The following is a 19,867-nucleotide window of genomic DNA, read 5'->3' as shown; positions in this document are numbered from 1 at the left end:
TCATATGCAAAAGGCATACTCACCCATTGACAGATAGCAATACATCGGGTTATCTAACGTTTTTAAATTTAGTGATTATTACCAGAGACGATGTTATCTGTTTGTAATAAATAATGTAAATTTATATCATAAAAAAATGGAATATAGTTTTAGACAAGCGCAATCAGAGGATATACCCCAGATCTGGGAAATCTTGGAACGCGCCATTCAACGGCGAAAAGAAGAAGGAAGCAATCAATGGCAGGATGGTTATCCAAACGTTTCCGTTATCAGAACAGATATAGAAAAAGGACACGGTTATGTATTAACAGATGGTGGTATCATAGCAGGTTATTGTGCGATACTGATAAATGATGAACCTGCATATGCCAATTTACAGGGACAATGGTTAACAGCGGGAGATTTTGTGGTGTACCACCGTGTTGCACTTGCCGAAGAATACCTAGGAAAAGGGCTGGCGCAAAAAATGTTGCTCTATATCGAAGATTTCGCCCGACAACATAACATATACAGCGTTAAAGCCGATACAAACTTTGACAATGGGGGCATGCTCAATATATTTAAAAAATTGGGCTACGCTTATTGCGGAGAAGTATTCTTTCGAGGAGCACCTAGAAAAGCCTTTGAAAAGGTTATAGCTCATTAAAAATCCACACTACTATAATATAATAATTTGCCACACACTTAGCTCGTTACTCCTTTCAGACTATCAATAAACGCATCTACTTTATTTTCTTCCGTAGCCCATGACGTGATAATACGAACAACGGCGTACTGCTCGTCAACGGCTTTCCACTCGTAAAAATCATATTGTCGCAGAAGTTCTCTAATCACTGCTTTGGGAAGAATGGGGAAAATCTGGTTTGTGTGCGGTGGTGTAAGAAAAGAATAACCTTGTGCTTCTATCGCATAAGCTATTTTCATCGCCATTTCATTGCCATGTTTTGCCAACGAGAAGTATAAATCATCCCTAAACAGTTCTAGAAATTGGATGCCTAATAATCGTCCTTTAGCCAATAGTGCTCCCTTTTGCTTCAACATATAGTCAAAATCTGTTGCATGATGGATTCTATTGAAAATAATAGCTTCGCCCAATAAAGCACCATTCTTCGTCCCACCGATATAAAAGACATCTGTATAGTGTGAAATATCAGATAAAGTCAAATCATTGTTCTTTGCTGTTAACGCCTGCCCTAACCTCGCACCATCCAGAAACAGATATAGGTCGTTGGACTTACAGTAGTTCGATAAGCGCTCCATTTCCGATTTGGTATAAATTGTTCCTATTTCAGTCGAATTGGATATGTACACTAATTTAGGTTTCACAACATGAGGTCTATGGGAATACGTCTGTAATATATTTTCAATATCGTCAGGTTTCAGTTTGCCATCTTCCGTTTCAACGGTGATTATCCGATGTCCCGTAGCCTCGATCGCCCCTGCCTCATTGGCGTAAATATGGCCAGTCTTGGCGCTAATAATGGCTTCGTGCGGTCGCAACAGAGATGATATGACGATTAGATTCGTTTGCGTGCCTCCCGAAACAAAATAAATCGCTGCATCGGGATTTTGTATCTTTTGCCGAAGTATTCCCTTTGCCTCCACAGAATAATCATCTTCGCCATATCCCACTTGCTGTACCGAATTGGTTTCTACAAGTTTCCGGAGAATTTTAGGATGGGCACCCTCTGCGTAATCGTTTTTGAAACTGTACATATCGTTATTTATTTTTTTGTCAAAGCAAAAGTAAATATAGGAAAGGATTCCTCTAAACAGAACGTATAACAATAAATTAACCTGCGTCTTGACATCTCTCGAACACATAATATCTTCTTTGATAAATACGCTCGCTATCTTTGGATTTTAGGATAATAAAACTATCTTTGTGGCATCAAAACTAACGATGGTCGCACCACACTAGTTAAATATCATCCCCTCTTTCCGCCCTATTACGAGGGCGAATAGATCCTTCGAAAAAGGATTTAATAAAATTCCCGTTTTGTATTTTTTTGTCTGCACAATTTTAGGAGCATAATATACTTTTCACTATCATATCAATAATTTCAATTCAATGGAAAAAGCAATCAATTTGCAGCCCCTCCAGGGCTTAAACATTAAAAATGAAATCCTCGCTGGACTTACCGTAGCCATGACCATGATTCCCGAATCCTTGTCCTTTGCAATCCTTGCGGGGTTATCGCCCTTAACCGGGCTATACGCGGCGTTTTTAATGGGACTAGTCACAGCGATCCTAGGAGGCCGCCCCGGCATGGTTTCAGGTGGCGCTGGAGCGACGGTCGTTGTCCTGATTGCATTGGCTGCTGGACACGGTGTGCAATATCTGTTCGCCGCAGTAGTTCTTGCAGGTCTACTCCAGCTTCTGGTCGGTGTATTTAAACTAGGTAAGTTTGTCCGACTGATACCCCAACCCGTGATGTATGGCTTTTTGAACGGGCTTGCAATTATTATTTTTATGGCACAGGTGGAACAGTTCAAACTGCCTGGCAGTGGGGAATTGATTCAGGGAACAGCATTTTTCACGATGATCGGCCTCACTTTCTTAACCATTCTTGTTGTAATCGGCCTCCCCAAATTAACCAGAGCAATACCTGCCTCTCTTGTCGCTATTTTGATCGTATTCGCCATTGTTACATCGCTAGGGATTGAAACTAAAAAAGTAGTAGACATAGCTTCGGTAAGCGGATCCCTTCCTTCCTTTCATATTCCTGAAATTCCATTTACTTTAGATACTTTAAAAATCATATTTCCTTATGCACTTGTTATGGCAGGAGTGGGATTAATAGAATCGCTGTTGACACTGAATATGGTCGATGAATTGACCGGAACCAAGGGTAAATCGAACAAAGAGGCTATGGCCCAGGGAACAGCGAATATCGTCAATGGTTTCTTTGGAGGAATGGGGGGCTGTGCGATGGTAGCACAGACACTCGTCAACCTGAACGCCGGTGCCCGTACCAAGATATCCGCTTTTGTCGGTGCAATAGCGATATTAATTGTAATATTGGTTGGTGCACCGTTTATAGAAATGATACCAATGGCTGCCCTAGTAGGCGTGATGATGATGGTGGCTATCGAGACCTTCCAATGGGTCAGTTTCCGTATCATCAATAAGTTTCCGAAATCTGATATCTTCGTAGGTATGCTGGTGGCTGCCATAACGGTCGTCCTCCATAATCTCGCCCTTGCGGTTTTGATTGGTGTCGTCATCTCAGCGCTCGTGTTCGCCTGGGATAATGCAAAGCGTATCCGTGCAAGAAAATATACCGATGAAGATGGAATCAAACACTATGAAATATTCGGGCCTTTATTTTTTGGGTCCACAACGGCCTTTTTAGAAAAGTTCGACGTAGAAAATGACCCTTCGCGGGTGGTTATCGATTTTAAGGAAAGCAGGGTTGTCGACATGTCTGCGATAGACGCGCTGAATAAAATCACAGAAAAATATACCCGATCAGGTAAAGAGATACACCTTCGCCACCTGAGCGAGGACTGCCGCAGCCTATTGGCCAATGCACAGGGTGTTATTGAAGTCAATATCCAAGAGGACCCTACTTACCGGGTTGTTCCAAAAAACTAAATATATTATATATCGTATCCGCACTTCATTATCCTTCACATTATATGTTATATTCGACGTAACGGACAATATACCGGATTTTAGGGATCTATAGATCGATCTAAAATATGCATCTTTGTATGGTATGGATTATCTTTATAAAGGAATGATACGGAAAACATTGATCCTCGGTGCGCTGTTTATATTCATCATGCTAACATCATGCGATAACAGATCTTATAACCGAAAACCGTTCGTGTGGGATGAAGACGTCGAGCAACTGATAGGTGGGGAAAATCTGAATACATGGCTTCGGAAAGCACCTTTTGGTGATGAACTGAAACAAGCAGAAAAGGATAGATTAGTCTTTACTAATGCTAAGCAGGTATTCCCCTTCATGAACCGCTACTATGATGCGATAGAAGAACTTCGCGAATACGGTGATCCCGCTACAGATACCGTCATTTTCAGTGCAAGCGAAGTGTTGTTTCAGGATTCCGTCTGGGGAGACCTTTTTGTTGGCGCGACGTTACTTTATGACAACCGGGAGGTGTTTTTGAGCGACAGCTATCTCGAGAGCGGTAGTCCTATTTTTGGTGGCGTAGAGGCCGTTCGCGATATACATCGTGCATCGCTCCATGAAACCGGAGTTTTAGCTAAACACCCGAAATACAAGACCGGTATCTACCGGGTGTGGACAAGTTATCGTGATTATCTGTTAGGTTTTTACCAGCAGGGACAACTGGTTTTTGAGGCCGTGGTACCTTTGCTGGGAAACGATACACTCGCCACGCTGAACAAAATGAAAGAAATTAATAAAAATCTCGGACTGAATGTTCCTGAATGGGAAAATGCTACAGTAGAACAGCTACGACAAGTCGACGAACCGAAGAGTTTTTGGCAAGATCCGTTTTTGGGCATTTATCCAAACAAGTTCACGCACGACATATATCTCAAAATAAAAGGTACCCCGTTTCTCCAAGATGAAAAGCCACGCAAAGGGGATTATTATTTTGCCTATCGCGCTGACGGCGGCGACGTTTCACTTTATACCTTGCTGAAAAAAACGGAAATGAGCAAAGATGATTTCAACGAGGCGAATAAGGCAATGAATAGCTACCGCTACAGTTACGACGATATTTTCTACGAAGAACAGCCGAAAAATGGTTACGTGGACGGTACGGCAAAAACCTACTTTAAGGATAATCAATACTTGGAAATCTATTATTCCTATCCGGAAACAGATAGGGAAGCGAAAAAACAGGTGCACAATATTTTGCGGTACGTCAACACGCTTATTTATTAACGATGAATGTACATATCCCAAGCACAGTCGACCGGACAAGGGATCGTCGAACCCAGAAAGTGTTAATTGCGGAAATTCAAACAATCCGTGTCACAGCGGGATACTGACGTCACATAACAAAAACCCGCCTTTAAATATATAAAGGCGGGTTTTGAATTTTCTTAGCTCATTTTAGAGCCTCTAGGTAGCCCGTAGGGGAATCGAACCCCTGTTTCAAGAATGAAAATCTTGCGTCCTAACCCCTAGACGAACGGGCCATTTGCTTTTGGTGACGCAAATATAAGAGCAATATCTTTATTGCCAAAACTTTTTCGCCTCCTATTTTATAATACATTGAATCTGAAAAAGTTATTTTTACAACAGAGGTTTGTCTTAAAAGGCATAGAGTGACTTCGCGACGTCTATGCCCTTTAATATTGTTTTTGCCGAGCATTTATATCAAGTCGAACCCAATATCTTTACGAAAATATTTACGTTCAAAAAAGATTCTTCCAGCATCCGCTGTCGCTTGTTGAAGTGCATCAAACAAGTTATCTTGTAGCGTCGTTACCGCGATAACGCGTCCTCCCGCAGTAACAACCTTCCCATCCACTTCTTTTGTCCCTGCATGAAAAACAATAGAGTCCTCAACATTCTCGATATTCGTAATCTCTTTACCAGATTCGTAATCTCCCGGATAGCCTCCGGAAACCAATACTACTGTTACAGCTGTTTTGGAGCTAACTGTATAATTCCGAGAACCTAAATCGCCTTTTGCTACCCCTTCCAATAAATCAACTAAATCAGACTGGATCCTCGGCAACACAGATTCGGTTTCGGGGTCGCCCATACGGACATTGTATTCGATAACGTAAGGTTCTCCATCTACATTCATCAAACCAATAAAAATAAAACCCTTATACGGAATTCCATCTTTCTTCAACCCCCCAATTGTCGGTTTAATGATGCGCTCTTCTACTTTGGAAAGAAAAACTTCATCCGCAAAAGGGACAGGAGATATCGACCCCATACCACCGGTGTTTAGCCCAGTATCACCCTCTCCGATCCGCTTATAGTCCTTAGCTGAAGGCAATACCTTATAAGAATCACCGTCGGTAAGTACAAAAACGGAAAGTTCAATACCTTTTAAAAATTCTTCGATAACTACTACCGAGCTAGCATCGCCAAATTTCGCATCGGCAATCATCGCCTTTAGTTCTGCTTTAGCATCTTCCAATGTCTCACAGATCAAAACCCCTTTTCCTGCAGCTAAGCCATCGGCCTTCAAAACAATAGGCAATTTTTGTGTCTCTAAATAGGCCAGTCCCTCGTCCAGATTAGATCTGTCAAACGATTTATAAGCAGCCGTCGGAATTTCATGGCGTAACATAAATTCCTTTGAAAAATCTTTAGAACCTTCGAGCTGCGCTCCTTTTTGTTGAGGACCGATGACAGGTATATGCTTAACATCTTCGCGGTTTAAAAAATAATCGTGAATACCTTTTACTAGCGGTTCCTCAGGTCCTACTAGAATCATATCGACAGCATTTTCACGTGCAAAAGACGCTATCCCGTCAAAATCTGTGACCTTCAAATTTACATTTTGTCCGTACTGGCTCGTCCCCGCGTTCCCGGGAGCGATAAACAGTCGATTCAATTTTGGACTTTTCGATAATTTGTACGCAAAGGCAGACTCCCTGCCGCCGGAACCAATAATTAAGATATTCATATCGACAAAGATACCGATGTTGATTAATAATCAACAAAAATTAATGATGTATACCGTTTTTTTTTCGTATTTTGAGTCCAAATTTCACCTGTTATGAACATGAAAAGACTTCTTTTATTGTGCTTTTTTACGCTAGCAATAGCCGGTACAAAAGCACAAGATTTACAAAGTCTTCTGGCTAAGATAAACGCGTACCACGATTCCCGCCCTATTGAAAAGCTCTATCTCCATATCGATAAGTATAGCTATACGGCAGGTGAAACAATTTGGTTCAAAGCTTATACCACAGTAGGAATAGACAACCTTTTATCCAACATTAGCAATATTGCCTATGTAGAACTTCTCAGTCCGAAGGAAGAGGTTGTGTCGAGTATACGAATTCCTATATTAACAGGTCTCGGCATGGGCGACATCACATTGGCGGACACATTAGTGGAGGGAACATACCGTATTCGAGCTTTTACCAATTGGATGCGCAATGATAGCGCTATTTATTTCTTTAACGAGAATATACAGGTGAGCAACGGCAGATTAGACAATGTCCTTTCCCGCTCTTATTTAGATAGTGGCAATTACACCATCCAATTGCAGGATATTCAAGGCACGCCATTGGCAGAGGAAGTCGTACGATACGAAATTATTTCTCCAGGAGGCAGAAACTTAAGAAAAGGTCGTGTAAAAACCACCGACCAAGGACAGTTGGAGATTCCTTTTAAAAATGATTATGCCGAAGCCAAACTTTCCATTCATTTTATGAATAGGGCAAAAGCGCCTGTCGAAAAAATCTTCAAATTGCCGAAAGCAACAGTTTTAGAAAATAGTATGCAATTTTTTCCAGAAGGTGGAAACTTACTAGCCAACGCCATCAATAGAGTCGCTGTTAAAGCACTAAAACCCGACGGGCTCGGTATCAAGAGTCACACGACTATATTAACAACAACGGGTGATACGGCAGCAACCATCGAAACCAATATTTTGGGTATGGGTTCCGCTCCACTATTTATCCAAAACACGGAACCCATGGTCGCCTATACCACATTCGATGATGGAACGACTATAAAATCGGAACTTCCCGCCCCGTTGTCTTCGGGGTATAATATCCAGATGAACAATGGAAATAGCGATAAACTGTTCGCACAGGTAAATGTAAGTACCGATAAACAAGATGGTAGCCAAATCTATTTTGTAGCACAGTACATGGGAAGTGTGTACTATGCATCGAAACAACCTGCTTCCAAATCAGAACTCATCTTTTCTGTACCGAAAACAGATTTACCCAACGGGGTATTAACGATCAGTATCCTAAACAGCCAACTAGAGCCACTGATTGAAAGACCTGTTTTTGTCTATAATGAAAAGAAAACATTACCCCTAATAACAAATGTCGACACACCAACGAGCACCAAAAGGAAAAAAATAACCGTGTCGCTTGAAACGGGAGATCCGACGGATACTATACGAACCTCGGTTTTATCTGCTTCCGTAGTCAACACCTCCAAATTGAAAGATAATCCTAAAATGGCGCCCAACATTCTTTCATCGCTGTTGTTAAGTACAGATATAAAGGGGTATATCGAAAACCCCGGCTATTATTTTTATGGCGAAATAAAAACCAGCGATATAGACAATCTACTTTTAACACAAGGTTGGCGAAAAATCGATATAACAGCTCCTTTAGAAATCGTTGAACCTGCTTTTTTTCCTGAGAAGAGCATATCCATCAAGGGTCAAGCACGGAAACTCGGCCGAAAAGCACCTGCTCCAAAAGCCAACATGGTGTTAGTACCGACACACAATTTTATGGAATTTATCGATACGGTGGCAAATGAGGAAGGCTATTTCGAGTTTGACAATTTATTTTTTCCCGACAGTATTAAGTTCCTCATAACAGCGAAAGACGAAAAGGGACGAAATAACATCGACATTATTGTGCCTGCAGAAACCTCGCCGGTTATTGGTCCTAACAAAAACGCTCCCGGCGAACAGAATAATGTGAATGCTACTTTCATAGACGAGCTTCTCCACAGTAAGAAATATTTCTCGGGACTGGAAGCGCAGGGTCTTATGGAAAAATCTATCGCTATTGAGGAAGTTATCGTAACGGCCCAACGTCCTCGACATAAAGCTTCTGAACGTTCTGCAAATCTTAACGGACCAGGAAATGCCGATCAAGTAATTTCCGCGGAGGATTTGGAAATGTGTACTACTTTAGAAATGTGTCTAAACGGACGGTTGATGGGGGTCATGTTCCGAAACGGCATACCGCACACGACTCGTGGAGGCGGCGAAATGCAAGTTATATTGGACGGAATGTACGTCGAAAGTGATATGCTATCGATGATCAACCCCATGGACGTGCAAAGTGTAGAAGTACTGCGTAATGTAAACTATACCGCCATTTATGGTTCCTATGGAGGAAACGGCCTTATCATTATTACATCAAAAACGGGGGCCGACGCCATGCGAAGCAGCTATATCCCTAAAGGTATAGCGACGGTGCAACCGAAAGGCTTCCATATTCAGAAATCAATTTACAAGCCCGTCTATGAACCGGGATCTGAAACGGTGCTCAAGCAGGATCTACGGACTACCATACATTGGGAGCCCAATATCATAACGAACGAGGAGGGCAAAGCAACTTTTGATTTTTATACTTCTGATGAAGGCGGAGAATACCTTATAACCATAGAAGGGTTGGATTTTAATGGAAGATTAGGGCGAAAAACATTGACCGTTGACGTAAAATAAGTCACATCATTTTTTTCTCCTCATCATTCATCTTGATAATCATGTAGCGGCCGATTGCCGCGCGTTGCACTGCATCTACAGCATCCACCAGGTTTCGTGCTGTTGATCCTCCACTGGGCTTAATCAGCACGATAATGTCCTTCCCATTCGTTGTCTGTTTCACGTCAACAGCCGTCTTCGCCAGCAGCTCTCCTAAACCCAGTTTTCCATATGCTACTTTTTGCGGACTGCTTTTGGGTGATTCGGCAGTGCCGCGATAATACGTTAATTCATTATTTTCGCCTAACAGAAGGTTCAGCACTCGATCTTCACTCAGCAAAATTGGCTCCGTTATAGGCCCTTTATCTGGCATCGCTATATCTAGTTGGTTGGGTGTATTCAGCGAGGTAGTGAGCATAAAAAAGGTAATTAAGAGGAATGCCAAGTCAACCATTGCTGTCAAATCTACTTTAGGCATAGGCTTGTTTCGAATACTCCTGCGTTCTTTCTTGCCTTTAGTTTTTTGATTGTTCATTAATTCTGCCATCATGTATTGTTTTAAAAAGTGAGACTTGGTTATTTGTTTATAATATTGATGGTTTTTTGCTTATTTTTCCATAAAATAGCACAAAAGAATATTATGGGCGAATTCATCAAAGCACAGACAACCGAACATATCACTTATTTAGGCCTTGACCGGGGAAGATCCAACGCTATGCATTTAGAAATGATGCAGGAACTAATAAGTGAATTGGAACGTGCGAAAGAAGATCCCGCAGTGGAGGCTATTATTCTTCACGGCAAAGAGGGTTTCTTTTCTGCTGGACTTGATCTCATCACGCTATACGAATACAATGAAGAGCAGATAAAAAACCTGTGGGAAACATTTATCGATTTAATATATAAGCTTGCTGCTTTTCCCAAACCAACCATTGCTTCTGTTACAGGACACGCACCGGCCGGTGGATGTGTTTTGGCCATCTGTTGTGACTATCGTATTATGGCAGAAGGAGAGTTTATTATCGGATTAAATGAAGTTCCCGTCGGCCTAATTGTGCCGCCAAGTATCTTTGATCTCTACAGTCTATGGTTAGGACAAGCCCAAGCTTATCGATATCTTTTAGATGGAAAACTTTTCTCTCCCCTGGAGGCGCTACAAAGTGGTCTTATCGATGAAGTTGTTCCGGCAGACCGCATCCAAACTACAGCCGCGAGGAAAGCAAAATCATGGACACAATTCGAGCGCCAAGCTTGGGGAACTACAAAATTAAATATGCGCAAACATTTGCTACAACACATCAACGACAACAAAACAGAAGCGGTGCAGCAGATGATAGCACAATGGTGGAAACCATCAACACGGCAGATATTGAAAACTATTATCAACAATCTCACGAAACACGGATAAATATGAAGAACATTGCTATTTTTATATGCTGCTATGTCATTTTAACGACGTCCTGTACCTCGTCCAATAAAAAAACGGAGGAGACAAGAGACTCTATTGATACCCCAGCAGCTATATTTCCGGAGGATACACAAGGAGTCAGTGAAGTCATCACGCGCTTTACGAGAGCGTATCTCAGCCAGGATAATGAAAAAGCAAATGCACTTATACACCCTGATTTGGGCTTATATGTGATTTATCGTCCGGGAGCAGCCGATACATATGAGCGAATAGATAGCATCGATTTCAGCCGACCGACGCCCGAATATTTTCCCTACGTAACTTTTGAAAACGACTACGCGCTCACATTCGAAAAACTTCCGGTTTTTGATTGCGGAGAAGAAAAATGGGATAAGCTGGGATTCTTCTGTGATACCACTTCCCTGGCAAACCAGCTGACAACGATAGCGACCTTTGAACATGAATTTAATGGCATAAGCGACGACGAACTCACGGCAATAAAACAGCTAGAAAAAGATACCTTTCGTGTTATTTTAACCAAAGACGAAAGCTTAATCTTTCACGTAAAAAAACACCAAAACAAATGGTATGTGTTCGTGCTCGATCGTGCTTATGGTGGATGTGATGCATAAAATACAACCAAATAGGCTTAAATGTTAGATAAATTTTACGATATGAACAATATAGACATAGAAACAAGAAACCGTATTCAGCAATGGCTTGGTGCAGAGTACGACAAGGATACTGTTGCACAGGTACAGACGCTTGTGGACAACAACGAAGAAACAGAGTTGATCGATGCTTTTTACAAAGAATTGGAATTTGGAACAGGGGGTCTACGTGGTATTATGGGGGTCGGGTCGAACCGAATCAACAAATATACCATCGGTAAAGCAACACAGGGTCTAGCAAATTATCTGAAAAAACAATTTCCAAATCAGGCCGTCAAGGTGGCGGTAAGTTATGATTGCCGAAACAATTCGCAACAACTAGGGCATCTGGTAGCGGATGTTTTCTCGGCAAATGGCATTCATGTCTACCTATTTAAAGAGCTTCGACCTACTCCGATGCTCTCTTTTGCCGTCCGGCATTTTGGGTGTCAAGGCGGCGTAATGTTAACGGCCTCACACAACCCCAAGGAATACAACGGGTACAAGGCTTATTGGAGCGATGGCGGACAACTGGTAGCACCACACGATAAAAATGTAATTAATGAGGTCAACGTCATAAAATCCATTAACGATATTAAGTTTGAACGCGATAACAATAATATTACCCTTGTGGATGAAGACTTTGATAAGCTCTATATCGACGAGAATAAAAAATTAAGTATACATCCGGAAGCGGTAGCTGCTCAAAAAGATTTAAAAATAGTCTTCTCACCCATCCACGGGACAGGCATAATCGTGCCGAAGATGCTTTCCGCATGGGGTTTCAACAATGTGCAGGTCGTAGAAGAACAAATCAAATCGGACGGAAACTTTCCAACAGTAGTCTATCCGAACCCTGAAGAGGAAGAAGCGATGACGATGGCAAAACAAAAGGGACAGGCACTAGATGCCGACGTCGTCATGGCAACCGACCCGGATGCAGATCGTGTGGGTTTAGCGGTGAAGAACGACAAAGGAGAGATGCAACTGTTAAACGGGAACCAGATTGGTAGCCTACTCATTTATTACGTGCTATCGTCCAAAAAAGCGAAAGGCGAGCTGCGGGATAACGATTTCATAGTGAAAACCATCGTAACATCCAACCTGATGACAGACATCGGCAATAGCTTCGGTGTAAAGCATTACGACACACTGACCGGCTTTAAATTCATTGGTGAGGTTATGACGAAACTGGAAGGGAAGGAAAACTATCTTGTCGGTGGCGAAGAAAGTTATGGATTCCTGGTTGGCGATTTAGTTCGAGACAAAGACGCCGTAAATGCCTGTGCCTTTATCGCCGAGATGGCTGCCTACTTCAAAACACAGGGAAAAACGGTCTTCGAAGTATTATTGGAACTTTACGAAAACTATGGTTTCTATCAAGAAAAACTTATCTCGCTTACCAAGAAAGGAAAAGCAGGTGCCGACGAGATCAAACAAATGATGGCGGATCTACGTGCCAACCCTCTACAATCATTAGGAGGTATCAAGGTTAAAGAAATCCGTGATTATTCCACCAGCGTCGCACACGTATTGGCAGATGGAACGAAAACATCCATAGATCTGCCGAAATCAGATGTGCTTCAGTTCATCACCGTTGATGGCGATGTTATCTCTGCTAGACCATCGGGTACCGAACCTAAGATTAAATTCTATTGTTCTGTTAAAGAGAATCTCGATTCCAGGGATGCGTACGAGCAAGTGCTAGTGAAACTGGAAGACAAAGTAAAACACATTATGGCTGACATCGTGAAAGATTGATTATGGAGAAATGGACTTTATTAGATTCAAAATATATTATCCAACGTCCATGGGCCACTTTGCGTGTTGATAAGCTGCAACTTCCAAATGGTAATATTAAAGACGAGTATTATGTCTTGGAATATCCCACTTGGGTCAATATGATCGCCTTTACGGAAGACAATCAGATACTCTTTGTCCGACAATATAGGCACGGCGCCAATAAAATCATGGTGGAACTGCCCGCCGGTGTGGTCGATGATGGCGAGGCACCGGAAGCAGCAGCGCATCGTGAGCTTTTGGAAGAAACAGGTTATGTTTTTGAATCTATTGAATATATATGCGAGTTATACGCCAATCCGGCAACGAGCGGAAATTTAACGTACACGTATGTATTGAAAGGCGGAAGGAAAATTCAAGAGCAACAGTTGGATAGCTCGGAAGATATCGATGTCGTGGTTATGGGAATAGAAGAAGCCAAACAGTTTCTTTTTGATAATAAAATAGGCCAAGCTTTGCATGCCTCCGCCCTATTTTATTCTTTTCAAAAATTGGGTTTGCTTTAAGCAAACCCAATTTTATTTTCAAAACACACCTCTAAACCGAATAATATTCAAGATTTTTATATCTTTGCAATATGGCAAGAGAGATTTTTGAAACCAAACGGAAAGCATTAAAAATTAACCTTAACCCCGATATTTATGGCACCTTTGCCGAGATTGGTGCCGGACAGGAAGTCGCCCGAAACTTTTTTGGCGCTGGGGCTGCTTCGGGGACGATTGCAAAAACGATGTCGGCTTACGATATGGCGTTTAGTGATGCTATATACGGCGTGGAGGAATCTGGTCGTTATGTGAGCCGTACCCGTTTAATCAAAATGCTAACCCACGAATTTAATTTACTGACCGAACGTCTGCAGGGAGAAAAGTATAAATCAAAAAAATTCTTTGCTTTTGCCGATACCGTTACTACACTCAATTTTACCAAGACCAACGATCCACATGGATGGATCGGCATACGTTTTCAACATGAGGTAGACGGCCCCGTCAATGATATCGTTGTCCATATCCGTTTGTTGGACAGTGATTCTCGTCTACAAACTAAGGTATTGGGAATTTTAGGTGTTAATTTAATTTTTGCAGCGTACTATTATGCAGAAGATCCACAAACCATGATTGAATCACTGGTCGACAATCTTTCCATCGGATCAGTCGAAATAGACTTGGTTAAAGTGTCGGGGCCTGTTTTCGAGCATGCCAATGAAAGACTTCTCAACCTTTATCTCATTGCTAAGGGATTTGCTAAAGCAGCTATCTTCAGACCAGATGCACACGCGGCTCAAATCAAAGATTATTTGTACAAAAAAAATATCATTATCCTACGCACCAAATACCGTCAGAAATCAAATCCTAACTTTGACCTCTTCAATCTTGCTGTGGAACAGTTCAAAAAGAATACAGGAGGGACAGCAGCAGATACGGTCGTTTTAATCGAGGTGTTGATGGGTAACGTGCTCGATGAAGAAAACCGAATCACGAATGAGGATCTCACTTATTTCGCAGAGCGCGCTGAATACCTTTGTTCAACAGGCAACAACATCATGGTCTCCAACTTCAGGCGCAATAACCATCTTGCCGAGTTTATCCAAACATTCAAACCGAAACACGTTGGTATTGCGACCAATACATCCAACTTGAAGAATATCTTCAATACAGACAATTACAACAAAGATCTCTATACAAACGAATTGCTTTCCTATATATCCGGCATGTTCAGTAAAGACGTCAAGCTATACGCTTATCCCTATTTGGATAAAAAAACGAATGAAATTATTACAACCCAAAATATGCCCGTCGCCCAGGAGGCAAAACCACTGTTTGACTTCTTAGTACGGAACAAATACATTATCGATATTGAGAATTACGATGAGAAGTTTGTAAAAACGGTATAGCTAAGGAATACTAGAGATATTTTTTAAAAATAGAATACAGAATTTTTATTTCCTCTTCATTCAAAACAGCTGCAGTCGCACCTTCTTGAATATAATGAACCTTAAATGCTTTAATGGCGGCATCTAAATTCGTTATGTTATATCCGATAACCCGTAATGCCAATTTAGGATCAAACCCTTGCGGTGGTGTTTCCAGGTTATCATCATACCAATATCCAAAACCTTGATCTGCCAGTATTTTCCAAGGAAAACGAGAAGGGTCTATCTTTCTACCGGGTGAAACATCCATGTGCCCTATAAAGTTAGCCTGTGGAATTTTATAGGTCGCTTTCAGATAGCGCAATAAACTAATCAATGCATTGATCTGCACATCCGGCCAGGGATCCGTAGTTCCGTTATTGTCCAGCTCAATACCAATCGAAGACGAGTTGAGGTCTGTATCATTTCCCCACTTGCTTACACCTGCATGGTGTCCTCTATATAGATCGTTTACCATTTGTATCACTTTTCCATCGCGCCCGATTACGGAGTGAGAACTCACACCCGCCTTCTGGTTGTGAAAAGTTCGCACAGTCTGTTCCGTAGAATTTTGTGCGGTATGGTGGAGAACAACATAGTTTGGCTTTCGGGTCCCAAAATTAACTGAAGCTATCCATTCCTTTTCCAGGACAATAACCTTTTCCAATTGGCCCGTTGCAGGCGCTTCTTTATATAATTCTGCAAATTCCTTTGCCTTTGCTTTATAAATTTTTTCTGTTGCCGCATATTTACCACCGCCACAAGAAGACAACAAAACTGCACAACTAAATAGAAAGATATGGATTTTTTTCATTCGATTTTTTTTACTAGCTCTTCGCTCCTGTCTCATACAAAGCAATAAATGCTCCAATTCCTAAAGCTCCTTCACGACGTGTTCCGGTAGGATATATCCGTCCTCCAGCTCGATAATCTGCAGACTCCTGAACTCTATTTGAGCTCCTTCCGATTCAAGGCATAAATATCCCCTTCTTTTAGAGGATTCACGTATACCATTTACAAATTTTCCATTAACAGCGAGCTTGATGGTTCCGTCTACACAAACCACGGTATATTTATTCCACTCACCTACGCCTAAACACCTGTTCTCAATCGATTTGCTTCGCACCCCTCTAGGATTATCCGGCTCCGTAGTAACTTTTCCGGCTCCGAAAAGTTCACCATGCACGTAGGCAATAGGTGGCGTCTCTCCATTTCGCTTGTTCTGATTTACCCAATCCAGTTCCAGCATCTGTACTTCTACCCCGCTAGGTAGTCTATTGTGTTCCTCTGGTTGAGCATCACACCAAACAAAGATACCCGAGTTTCCTCCTTTCTCCATATGACGCCATTCCACATGCATGATGAAATTTTGGTACATCTTTTCCGAACGTACTACACCGATCGGCAAACCTTTACACACCAGCTTATCCCCATCGCGATACCAAGTCGTATCGGTCGTGTTAACGTCAAACCATTTTAACGTCTGCGCTTCGGGCATGCCATTTATCAAAGCATTGAAATCCTTCCGTTCCCCAAACTCAAAAAGAGTTTCCTGCGCTTCGGAAGTTAATCGCCCAAATAAAATAAACAGTCCGACGAAAGCTAGTATCTTTGATATACGCATGATAAAAGGATTAAGTTTTCTCTAAAATAAAAAAACTCCCGCAATTAAAAAATCGCAAGAGTTCTTCTTCAGACTGTTCTCGACAAACAGGACGGCCATTTTAAGCTTCCGCGTATTCTTCGATAGAAGGACACGAACAAATCAATGTTCTATCCCCTTGTGAATCGTTTACCCGGCTTACCGATGGCCAGAATTTATTCACTTTCAAGTAAGGAAGCGGGTAAGCCGCTGTTTGACGTGTATACGGTCTGTCCCATTCATCAGCGGAAACGATCTCTGCTGTATGAGGCGCATGTTTCAACACGTTGTCCTTTTGGTCAACCTCACCAGCTTCTACCGCAGCAATTTCGGTACGGATGGCAACCAACGCATCGCAGAAACGATCAAGTTCCGCTTTGGACTCCGATTCGGTCGGCTCTACCATCAATGTACCTGCCACCGGAAAAGAGACCGTAGGAGCATGGAAACCATAGTCCATTAGACGTTTGGCGATATCACCAACTTCAATGCCTACACTCTTAAATGCACGGCAATCCAATATCATTTCATGCGCACAACGGCCATTCGCCCCCGCATACAATACGGGATAATGGCTTTCCAAACGTGCCTTTATATAATTTGCATTGAGGATAGCTGTTTTAGTTGCCTCGGTCAACCCTTCTCCTCCCATCATTGCAATATAAGCATATGAAATAGTTAAGATGGACGCCGACCCAAAGGGCGCAGCAGAAACTGCAGAAATACCTTGCTCCCCCGAAATTTCTACCACCTCGTGATTTGGCAAAAATGGCACCAGATGTGCCGCAACACCAATTGGTCCCATACCTGGTCCACCGCCACCATGCGGAATACAGAAGGTCTTGTGTAAGTTTAGGTGGCACACATCTGCTCCGATAAAACCTGGGCTCGTCAAACCTACCTGCGCGTTCATATTTGCACCGTCCATATACACCTGTCCACCGCTTTGGTGAACGATTTCACATATTTCGATAATGGATTCCTCGAAAACCCCGTGCGTCGAAGGATAGGTCACCATTAAGGAATTTAAATTTGTTGCATGTTCTTCTGCTTTCGCCTTGAGATCCACCACGTCGATATTACCATCCGCATCACATTTGACAACAACCACTTTCAATCCCGCCATAGATGCTGACGCCGGGTTTGTGCCATGTGCCGAAGCTGGAATTAAACAAACGTTACGATGTCCCTCACCGCGGCTTTCATGATAGGCCCGAATGACCATTAAACCGGCGTATTCACCCTGCGCACCCGAATTTGGTTGAAACGACATCTTTGCAAATCCCGTGATTTCGGATAACCAATCGTTTAATTCGTTAATGAGTTGCATATAGCCGGATGTCTGATCAACAGGCGCAAACGGATGCAGGCCACCAAAATGAGCCCATGTTAGGGGCAACATCTCTGTCGTTGCATTGAGTTTCATCGTACAAGAGCCCAATGGAATCATAGAATGACATAAAGATAGATCTTTCGCTTCCAATGATTTGATATACCGGAGCATTTCACTTTCCGAATGATAGCTATTAAAAATCGGATGGGTAAGATAAGAAGAGGTACGCACAGCTTCCGAAGGAATAGAGGGTTCCAATTGATCTGCTAGATTACGTAAATCAACATCGTTCCATGAGATTCCTTTGATTTTTGCAAAAACCTTTACGATGGTTTCGACATCCTCAAAAGTGGTAGTTTCATCAAGGGAAATACCAACTATTCCTTCATGGTAAAAGAAATTAAGTTCATTGTTGAGGGCTTCCGCTTTCAACGCACCAACATGATCACCAACCGCAACACGTAACGTATCAAAATAAGTCTCGTTGATTTGATCGTAACCAAGCTCCTGCAATGCTTTATCCAGCAGTTTGGTTAAATCATTGATACGTGTTGCTATATCTTTTATACCTTGAGGTCCATGATACACCGCGTAGAAAGACGCCATGATTGCCAACAGCGCTTGCGCGGTACAGATGTTGGAAGAAGCTTTATCACGACGAATATGTTGCTCCCTCGTCTGCAACGCCATACGCAGCGCGTAATTACCACTAGCATCAGAAGTAACACCGATAATACGTCCCGGAATATTCCGTTTATAGGCTTCTTTTGTCGCAAAGAACGCTGCATGCGGTCCACCGAATCCCATCGGTACACCAAAGCGCTGTGAATTACCGACAACAACATCGGCACCCCATTCTCCCGGAGGCGTCAGTAGCGCCAACGACATTAAATCGGCTATAGCGCAAATAGTGATATTTTTATCGTGGGCCGCTGCGGTAAACGCGGCATAATCCGTAATCGTGCCATCGGCGGCCGGATATTGAATAAGCGTAGCGAATATTTCTTCAGTTAAGTTTTCTTCTTCTAGATCAGCCACACGGATTTCCACACCAAACGGAACTGCTCTCGTTTGCAGTACATCCAATGTCTGTGGATAGATATTCGGCGTTACCAGAAACACATTTGCAGTTTTATTTTTTCGCGCGCTGTATAGCATAAACATCGCTTCAGCAGCAGCCGTAGCTTCGTCCAACAGCGAAGCATTCGCAATTTCAAGTCCCGTCAGATCAGCAACCGCTGTCTGGAAATTTAACAGGGCTTGCAGACGCCCTTGGGCAATCTCTGCTTGATAGGGTGTGTACTGGGTATACCATCCCGGGTTTTCCAGTACGTTGCGCTGAATAACGGCAGGGACAGTCACGTCATAATAACCTTGTCCGATAAAGGATTTGAATACCTTATTTTTATCTGCAATTCGCTGGATTTTGACTAAATATGCTTTCTCACTTAATGCCCTTGGTAAGGCAAGGGATTTTTTCAACCTAATCTGGCTCGGAACTGCCTGTTCGATAAGCTCATCCAAGGATTGCACTCCTAAATAGCTTAACATCTCCTGTGTCTCTTCTGCTCTCGGGCCGTTGTGGCGATCCTGAAATTTTTCTTGATAAAATACGTTGCTCATTTTGCGCTTAACTTTTTCCGTAGCATCGTCCTAAACCATCTTATTTAGACCTTTTTAGCGTGATGCTTTGATATACTTTTTGAGACCGCAAAGATACGATTTAATCGTCGAAATTAATAGGAACCGCAAGTCGGATATAGGGTTATTACATGACAACCGTTTGCGGTATTTTTTAATATACACT

General features: G+C 42.3%; 15 protein-coding genes and 1 tRNA gene. 9 read left to right on the top strand and 7 right to left on the bottom strand.

Translation table 11 applies throughout. The features are described 5' to 3' along the window. Positions 1-136 precede the first annotated feature (136 nt). Positions 137-646, top strand: a complete 510-nt coding sequence (locus G5B43_RS10270; protein WP_165294651.1) for a GNAT family N-acetyltransferase — start codon at positions 137-139, stop codon at positions 644-646. Positions 647-684: 38 nt separating this feature from the next. On the opposite strand, the gene G5B43_RS10265 is transcribed toward G5B43_RS10270, so the two are convergent. Beyond that, a complete protein-coding gene (locus G5B43_RS10265) occupies positions 685-1,716 on the bottom strand; it encodes a threonine aldolase family protein (RefSeq protein ID WP_165294650.1) in 1,032 nt (343 codons plus the stop codon). Positions 1,717-2,071: 355 nt separating this feature from the next. Between G5B43_RS10265 and G5B43_RS10260 the strand changes: the two genes are divergently transcribed. Both G5B43_RS10260 and G5B43_RS10255 read left to right on the top strand, forming a co-directional pair. Next, the gene (locus G5B43_RS10260; protein ID WP_165294649.1) at positions 2,072-3,598 is read left to right on the top strand and encodes a SulP family inorganic anion transporter; all 1,527 of its coding nucleotides are present in this window, start codon (positions 2,072-2,074) and stop codon (positions 3,596-3,598) included. Between the two features lie 145 nt (positions 3,599-3,743). Further along, positions 3,744-4,883 carry a hypothetical protein gene (locus G5B43_RS10255; RefSeq protein ID WP_165294648.1) on the top strand — a complete coding sequence of 380 codons (1,140 nt, stop codon included), beginning with the start codon at positions 3,744-3,746 and terminating at the stop codon, positions 4,881-4,883. A 185-nt stretch (positions 4,884-5,068) separates the two neighbouring features. Here the strand turns inward: G5B43_RS10255 and G5B43_RS10250 are convergent. Then, positions 5,069-5,140: transfer RNA gene (locus G5B43_RS10250), tRNA-Glu, on the bottom strand. 176 nt (positions 5,141-5,316) lie between these two features. After that, positions 5,317-6,591, bottom strand: coding sequence for a phosphoribosylamine--glycine ligase (gene purD, locus G5B43_RS10245; RefSeq protein ID WP_165294647.1), 1,275 nt, complete (start codon positions 6,589-6,591; stop codon positions 5,317-5,319). Positions 6,592-6,690: 99 nt separating this feature from the next. On the opposite strand from purD, the gene G5B43_RS10240 reads away from it, so the two are divergent. Next, positions 6,691-9,339, top strand: a complete 2,649-nt coding sequence (locus G5B43_RS10240) for a TonB-dependent receptor plug domain-containing protein (protein ID WP_165294646.1) — start codon at positions 6,691-6,693, stop codon at positions 9,337-9,339. Between the two features lies 1 nt (position 9,340). On the opposite strand, the gene G5B43_RS10235 is transcribed toward G5B43_RS10240, so the two are convergent. Next, positions 9,341-9,868: an ExbD/TolR family protein gene (locus G5B43_RS10235; protein ID WP_240904834.1), complete on the bottom strand. Its 528-nt coding sequence runs from the start codon at positions 9,866-9,868 to the stop codon at positions 9,341-9,343. 90 nt (positions 9,869-9,958) lie between these two features. On the opposite strand from G5B43_RS10235, the gene G5B43_RS10230 reads away from it, so the two are divergent. The 5 genes from G5B43_RS10230 (at position 9,959) to G5B43_RS10210 (ending at position 15,067) form a co-directional block, all read left to right on the top strand. Continuing rightward, a complete protein-coding gene (locus G5B43_RS10230) occupies positions 9,959-10,726 on the top strand; it encodes an enoyl-CoA hydratase/isomerase family protein (protein WP_165294645.1) in 768 nt (255 codons plus the stop codon). A 2-nt stretch (positions 10,727-10,728) separates the two neighbouring features. Continuing rightward, on the top strand, positions 10,729-11,358 hold the full coding sequence (locus tag G5B43_RS10225) for a hypothetical protein (RefSeq protein ID WP_165294644.1): 630 nt from the start codon (positions 10,729-10,731) through the stop codon (positions 11,356-11,358). Positions 11,359-11,400: 42 nt separating this feature from the next. After that, complete coding sequence (locus G5B43_RS10220; RefSeq protein WP_165294643.1) at positions 11,401-13,137, top strand: phospho-sugar mutase; 1,737 nt, start codon at positions 11,401-11,403, stop codon at positions 13,135-13,137. A gap of 2 nt (positions 13,138-13,139) precedes the next feature. Then, positions 13,140-13,682, top strand: coding sequence for an NUDIX hydrolase (locus G5B43_RS10215; protein ID WP_165294642.1), 543 nt, complete (start codon positions 13,140-13,142; stop codon positions 13,680-13,682). Between the two features lie 71 nt (positions 13,683-13,753). Continuing rightward, on the top strand, positions 13,754-15,067 hold the full coding sequence (locus tag G5B43_RS10210) for a nicotinamide mononucleotide adenylyltransferase (RefSeq protein ID WP_165294641.1): 1,314 nt from the start codon (positions 13,754-13,756) through the stop codon (positions 15,065-15,067). Positions 15,068-15,077: 10 nt separating this feature from the next. Here G5B43_RS10210 and G5B43_RS10205 read toward each other — a convergent pair whose 3' ends face one another. From G5B43_RS10205 to gcvP, 3 genes are all read right to left on the bottom strand, one after another. Continuing rightward, complete coding sequence (locus tag G5B43_RS10205) at positions 15,078-15,899, bottom strand: N-acetylmuramoyl-L-alanine amidase (RefSeq protein WP_165294640.1); 822 nt, start codon at positions 15,897-15,899, stop codon at positions 15,078-15,080. 60 nt (positions 15,900-15,959) lie between these two features. Further along, the gene (locus tag G5B43_RS10200) at positions 15,960-16,709 is read right to left on the bottom strand and encodes a DUF1080 domain-containing protein (RefSeq protein ID WP_165294639.1); all 750 of its coding nucleotides are present in this window, start codon (positions 16,707-16,709) and stop codon (positions 15,960-15,962) included. A 100-nt stretch (positions 16,710-16,809) separates the two neighbouring features. Continuing rightward, positions 16,810-19,683 carry an aminomethyl-transferring glycine dehydrogenase gene (gene gcvP, locus G5B43_RS10195; protein WP_165294638.1) on the bottom strand — a complete coding sequence of 958 codons (2,874 nt, stop codon included), beginning with the start codon at positions 19,681-19,683 and terminating at the stop codon, positions 16,810-16,812. Positions 19,684-19,867 lie beyond the last annotated feature (184 nt).

Source organism: Sphingobacterium sp. SGR-19 (assembly GCF_011043555.1).
Taxonomy (GTDB): domain Bacteria; phylum Bacteroidota; class Bacteroidia; order Sphingobacteriales; family Sphingobacteriaceae; genus Sphingobacterium.
This window is presented reverse-complemented; position numbering and strand designations above follow the sequence as displayed.

Bases quoted from the DNA above. Each gene is read 5' to 3' on its own strand.
- G5B43_RS10225 (WP_165294644.1), top strand. From the start codon at position 10,729: ATGAAGAACATTGCTATTTTTATATGCTGCTATGTCATTTTAACGACG.
- G5B43_RS10215 (WP_165294642.1), top strand. From the start codon at position 13,140: ATGGAGAAATGGACTTTATTAGATTCAAAATATATTATCCAACGTCCA.
- G5B43_RS10205 (WP_165294640.1), bottom strand. From the start codon at position 15,899: ATGAAAAAAATCCATATCTTTCTATTTAGTTGTGCAGTTTTGTTGTCT.
- G5B43_RS10265 (WP_165294650.1), bottom strand. From the start codon at position 1,716: ATGTACAGTTTCAAAAACGATTACGCAGAGGGTGCCCATCCTAAAATT.
- purD (WP_165294647.1), bottom strand. From the start codon at position 6,591: ATGAATATCTTAATTATTGGTTCCGGCGGCAGGGAGTCTGCCTTTGCG.
- G5B43_RS10255 (WP_165294648.1), top strand. From the start codon at position 3,744: ATGATACGGAAAACATTGATCCTCGGTGCGCTGTTTATATTCATCATG.
- G5B43_RS10235 (WP_240904834.1), bottom strand. From the start codon at position 9,868: ATGATGGCAGAATTAATGAACAATCAAAAAACTAAAGGCAAGAAAGAA.
- gcvP (WP_165294638.1), bottom strand. From the start codon at position 19,683: ATGAGCAACGTATTTTATCAAGAAAAATTTCAGGATCGCCACAACGGC.
- G5B43_RS10200 (WP_165294639.1), bottom strand. From the start codon at position 16,709: ATGCGTATATCAAAGATACTAGCTTTCGTCGGACTGTTTATTTTATTT.
- G5B43_RS10270 (WP_165294651.1), top strand. From the start codon at position 137: ATGGAATATAGTTTTAGACAAGCGCAATCAGAGGATATACCCCAGATC.
- G5B43_RS10240 (WP_165294646.1), top strand. From the start codon at position 6,691: ATGAAAAGACTTCTTTTATTGTGCTTTTTTACGCTAGCAATAGCCGGT.
- G5B43_RS10260 (WP_165294649.1), top strand. From the start codon at position 2,072: ATGGAAAAAGCAATCAATTTGCAGCCCCTCCAGGGCTTAAACATTAAA.
- G5B43_RS10210 (WP_165294641.1), top strand. From the start codon at position 13,754: ATGGCAAGAGAGATTTTTGAAACCAAACGGAAAGCATTAAAAATTAAC.
- G5B43_RS10230 (WP_165294645.1), top strand. From the start codon at position 9,959: ATGGGCGAATTCATCAAAGCACAGACAACCGAACATATCACTTATTTA.
- G5B43_RS10220 (WP_165294643.1), top strand. From the start codon at position 11,401: ATGAACAATATAGACATAGAAACAAGAAACCGTATTCAGCAATGGCTT.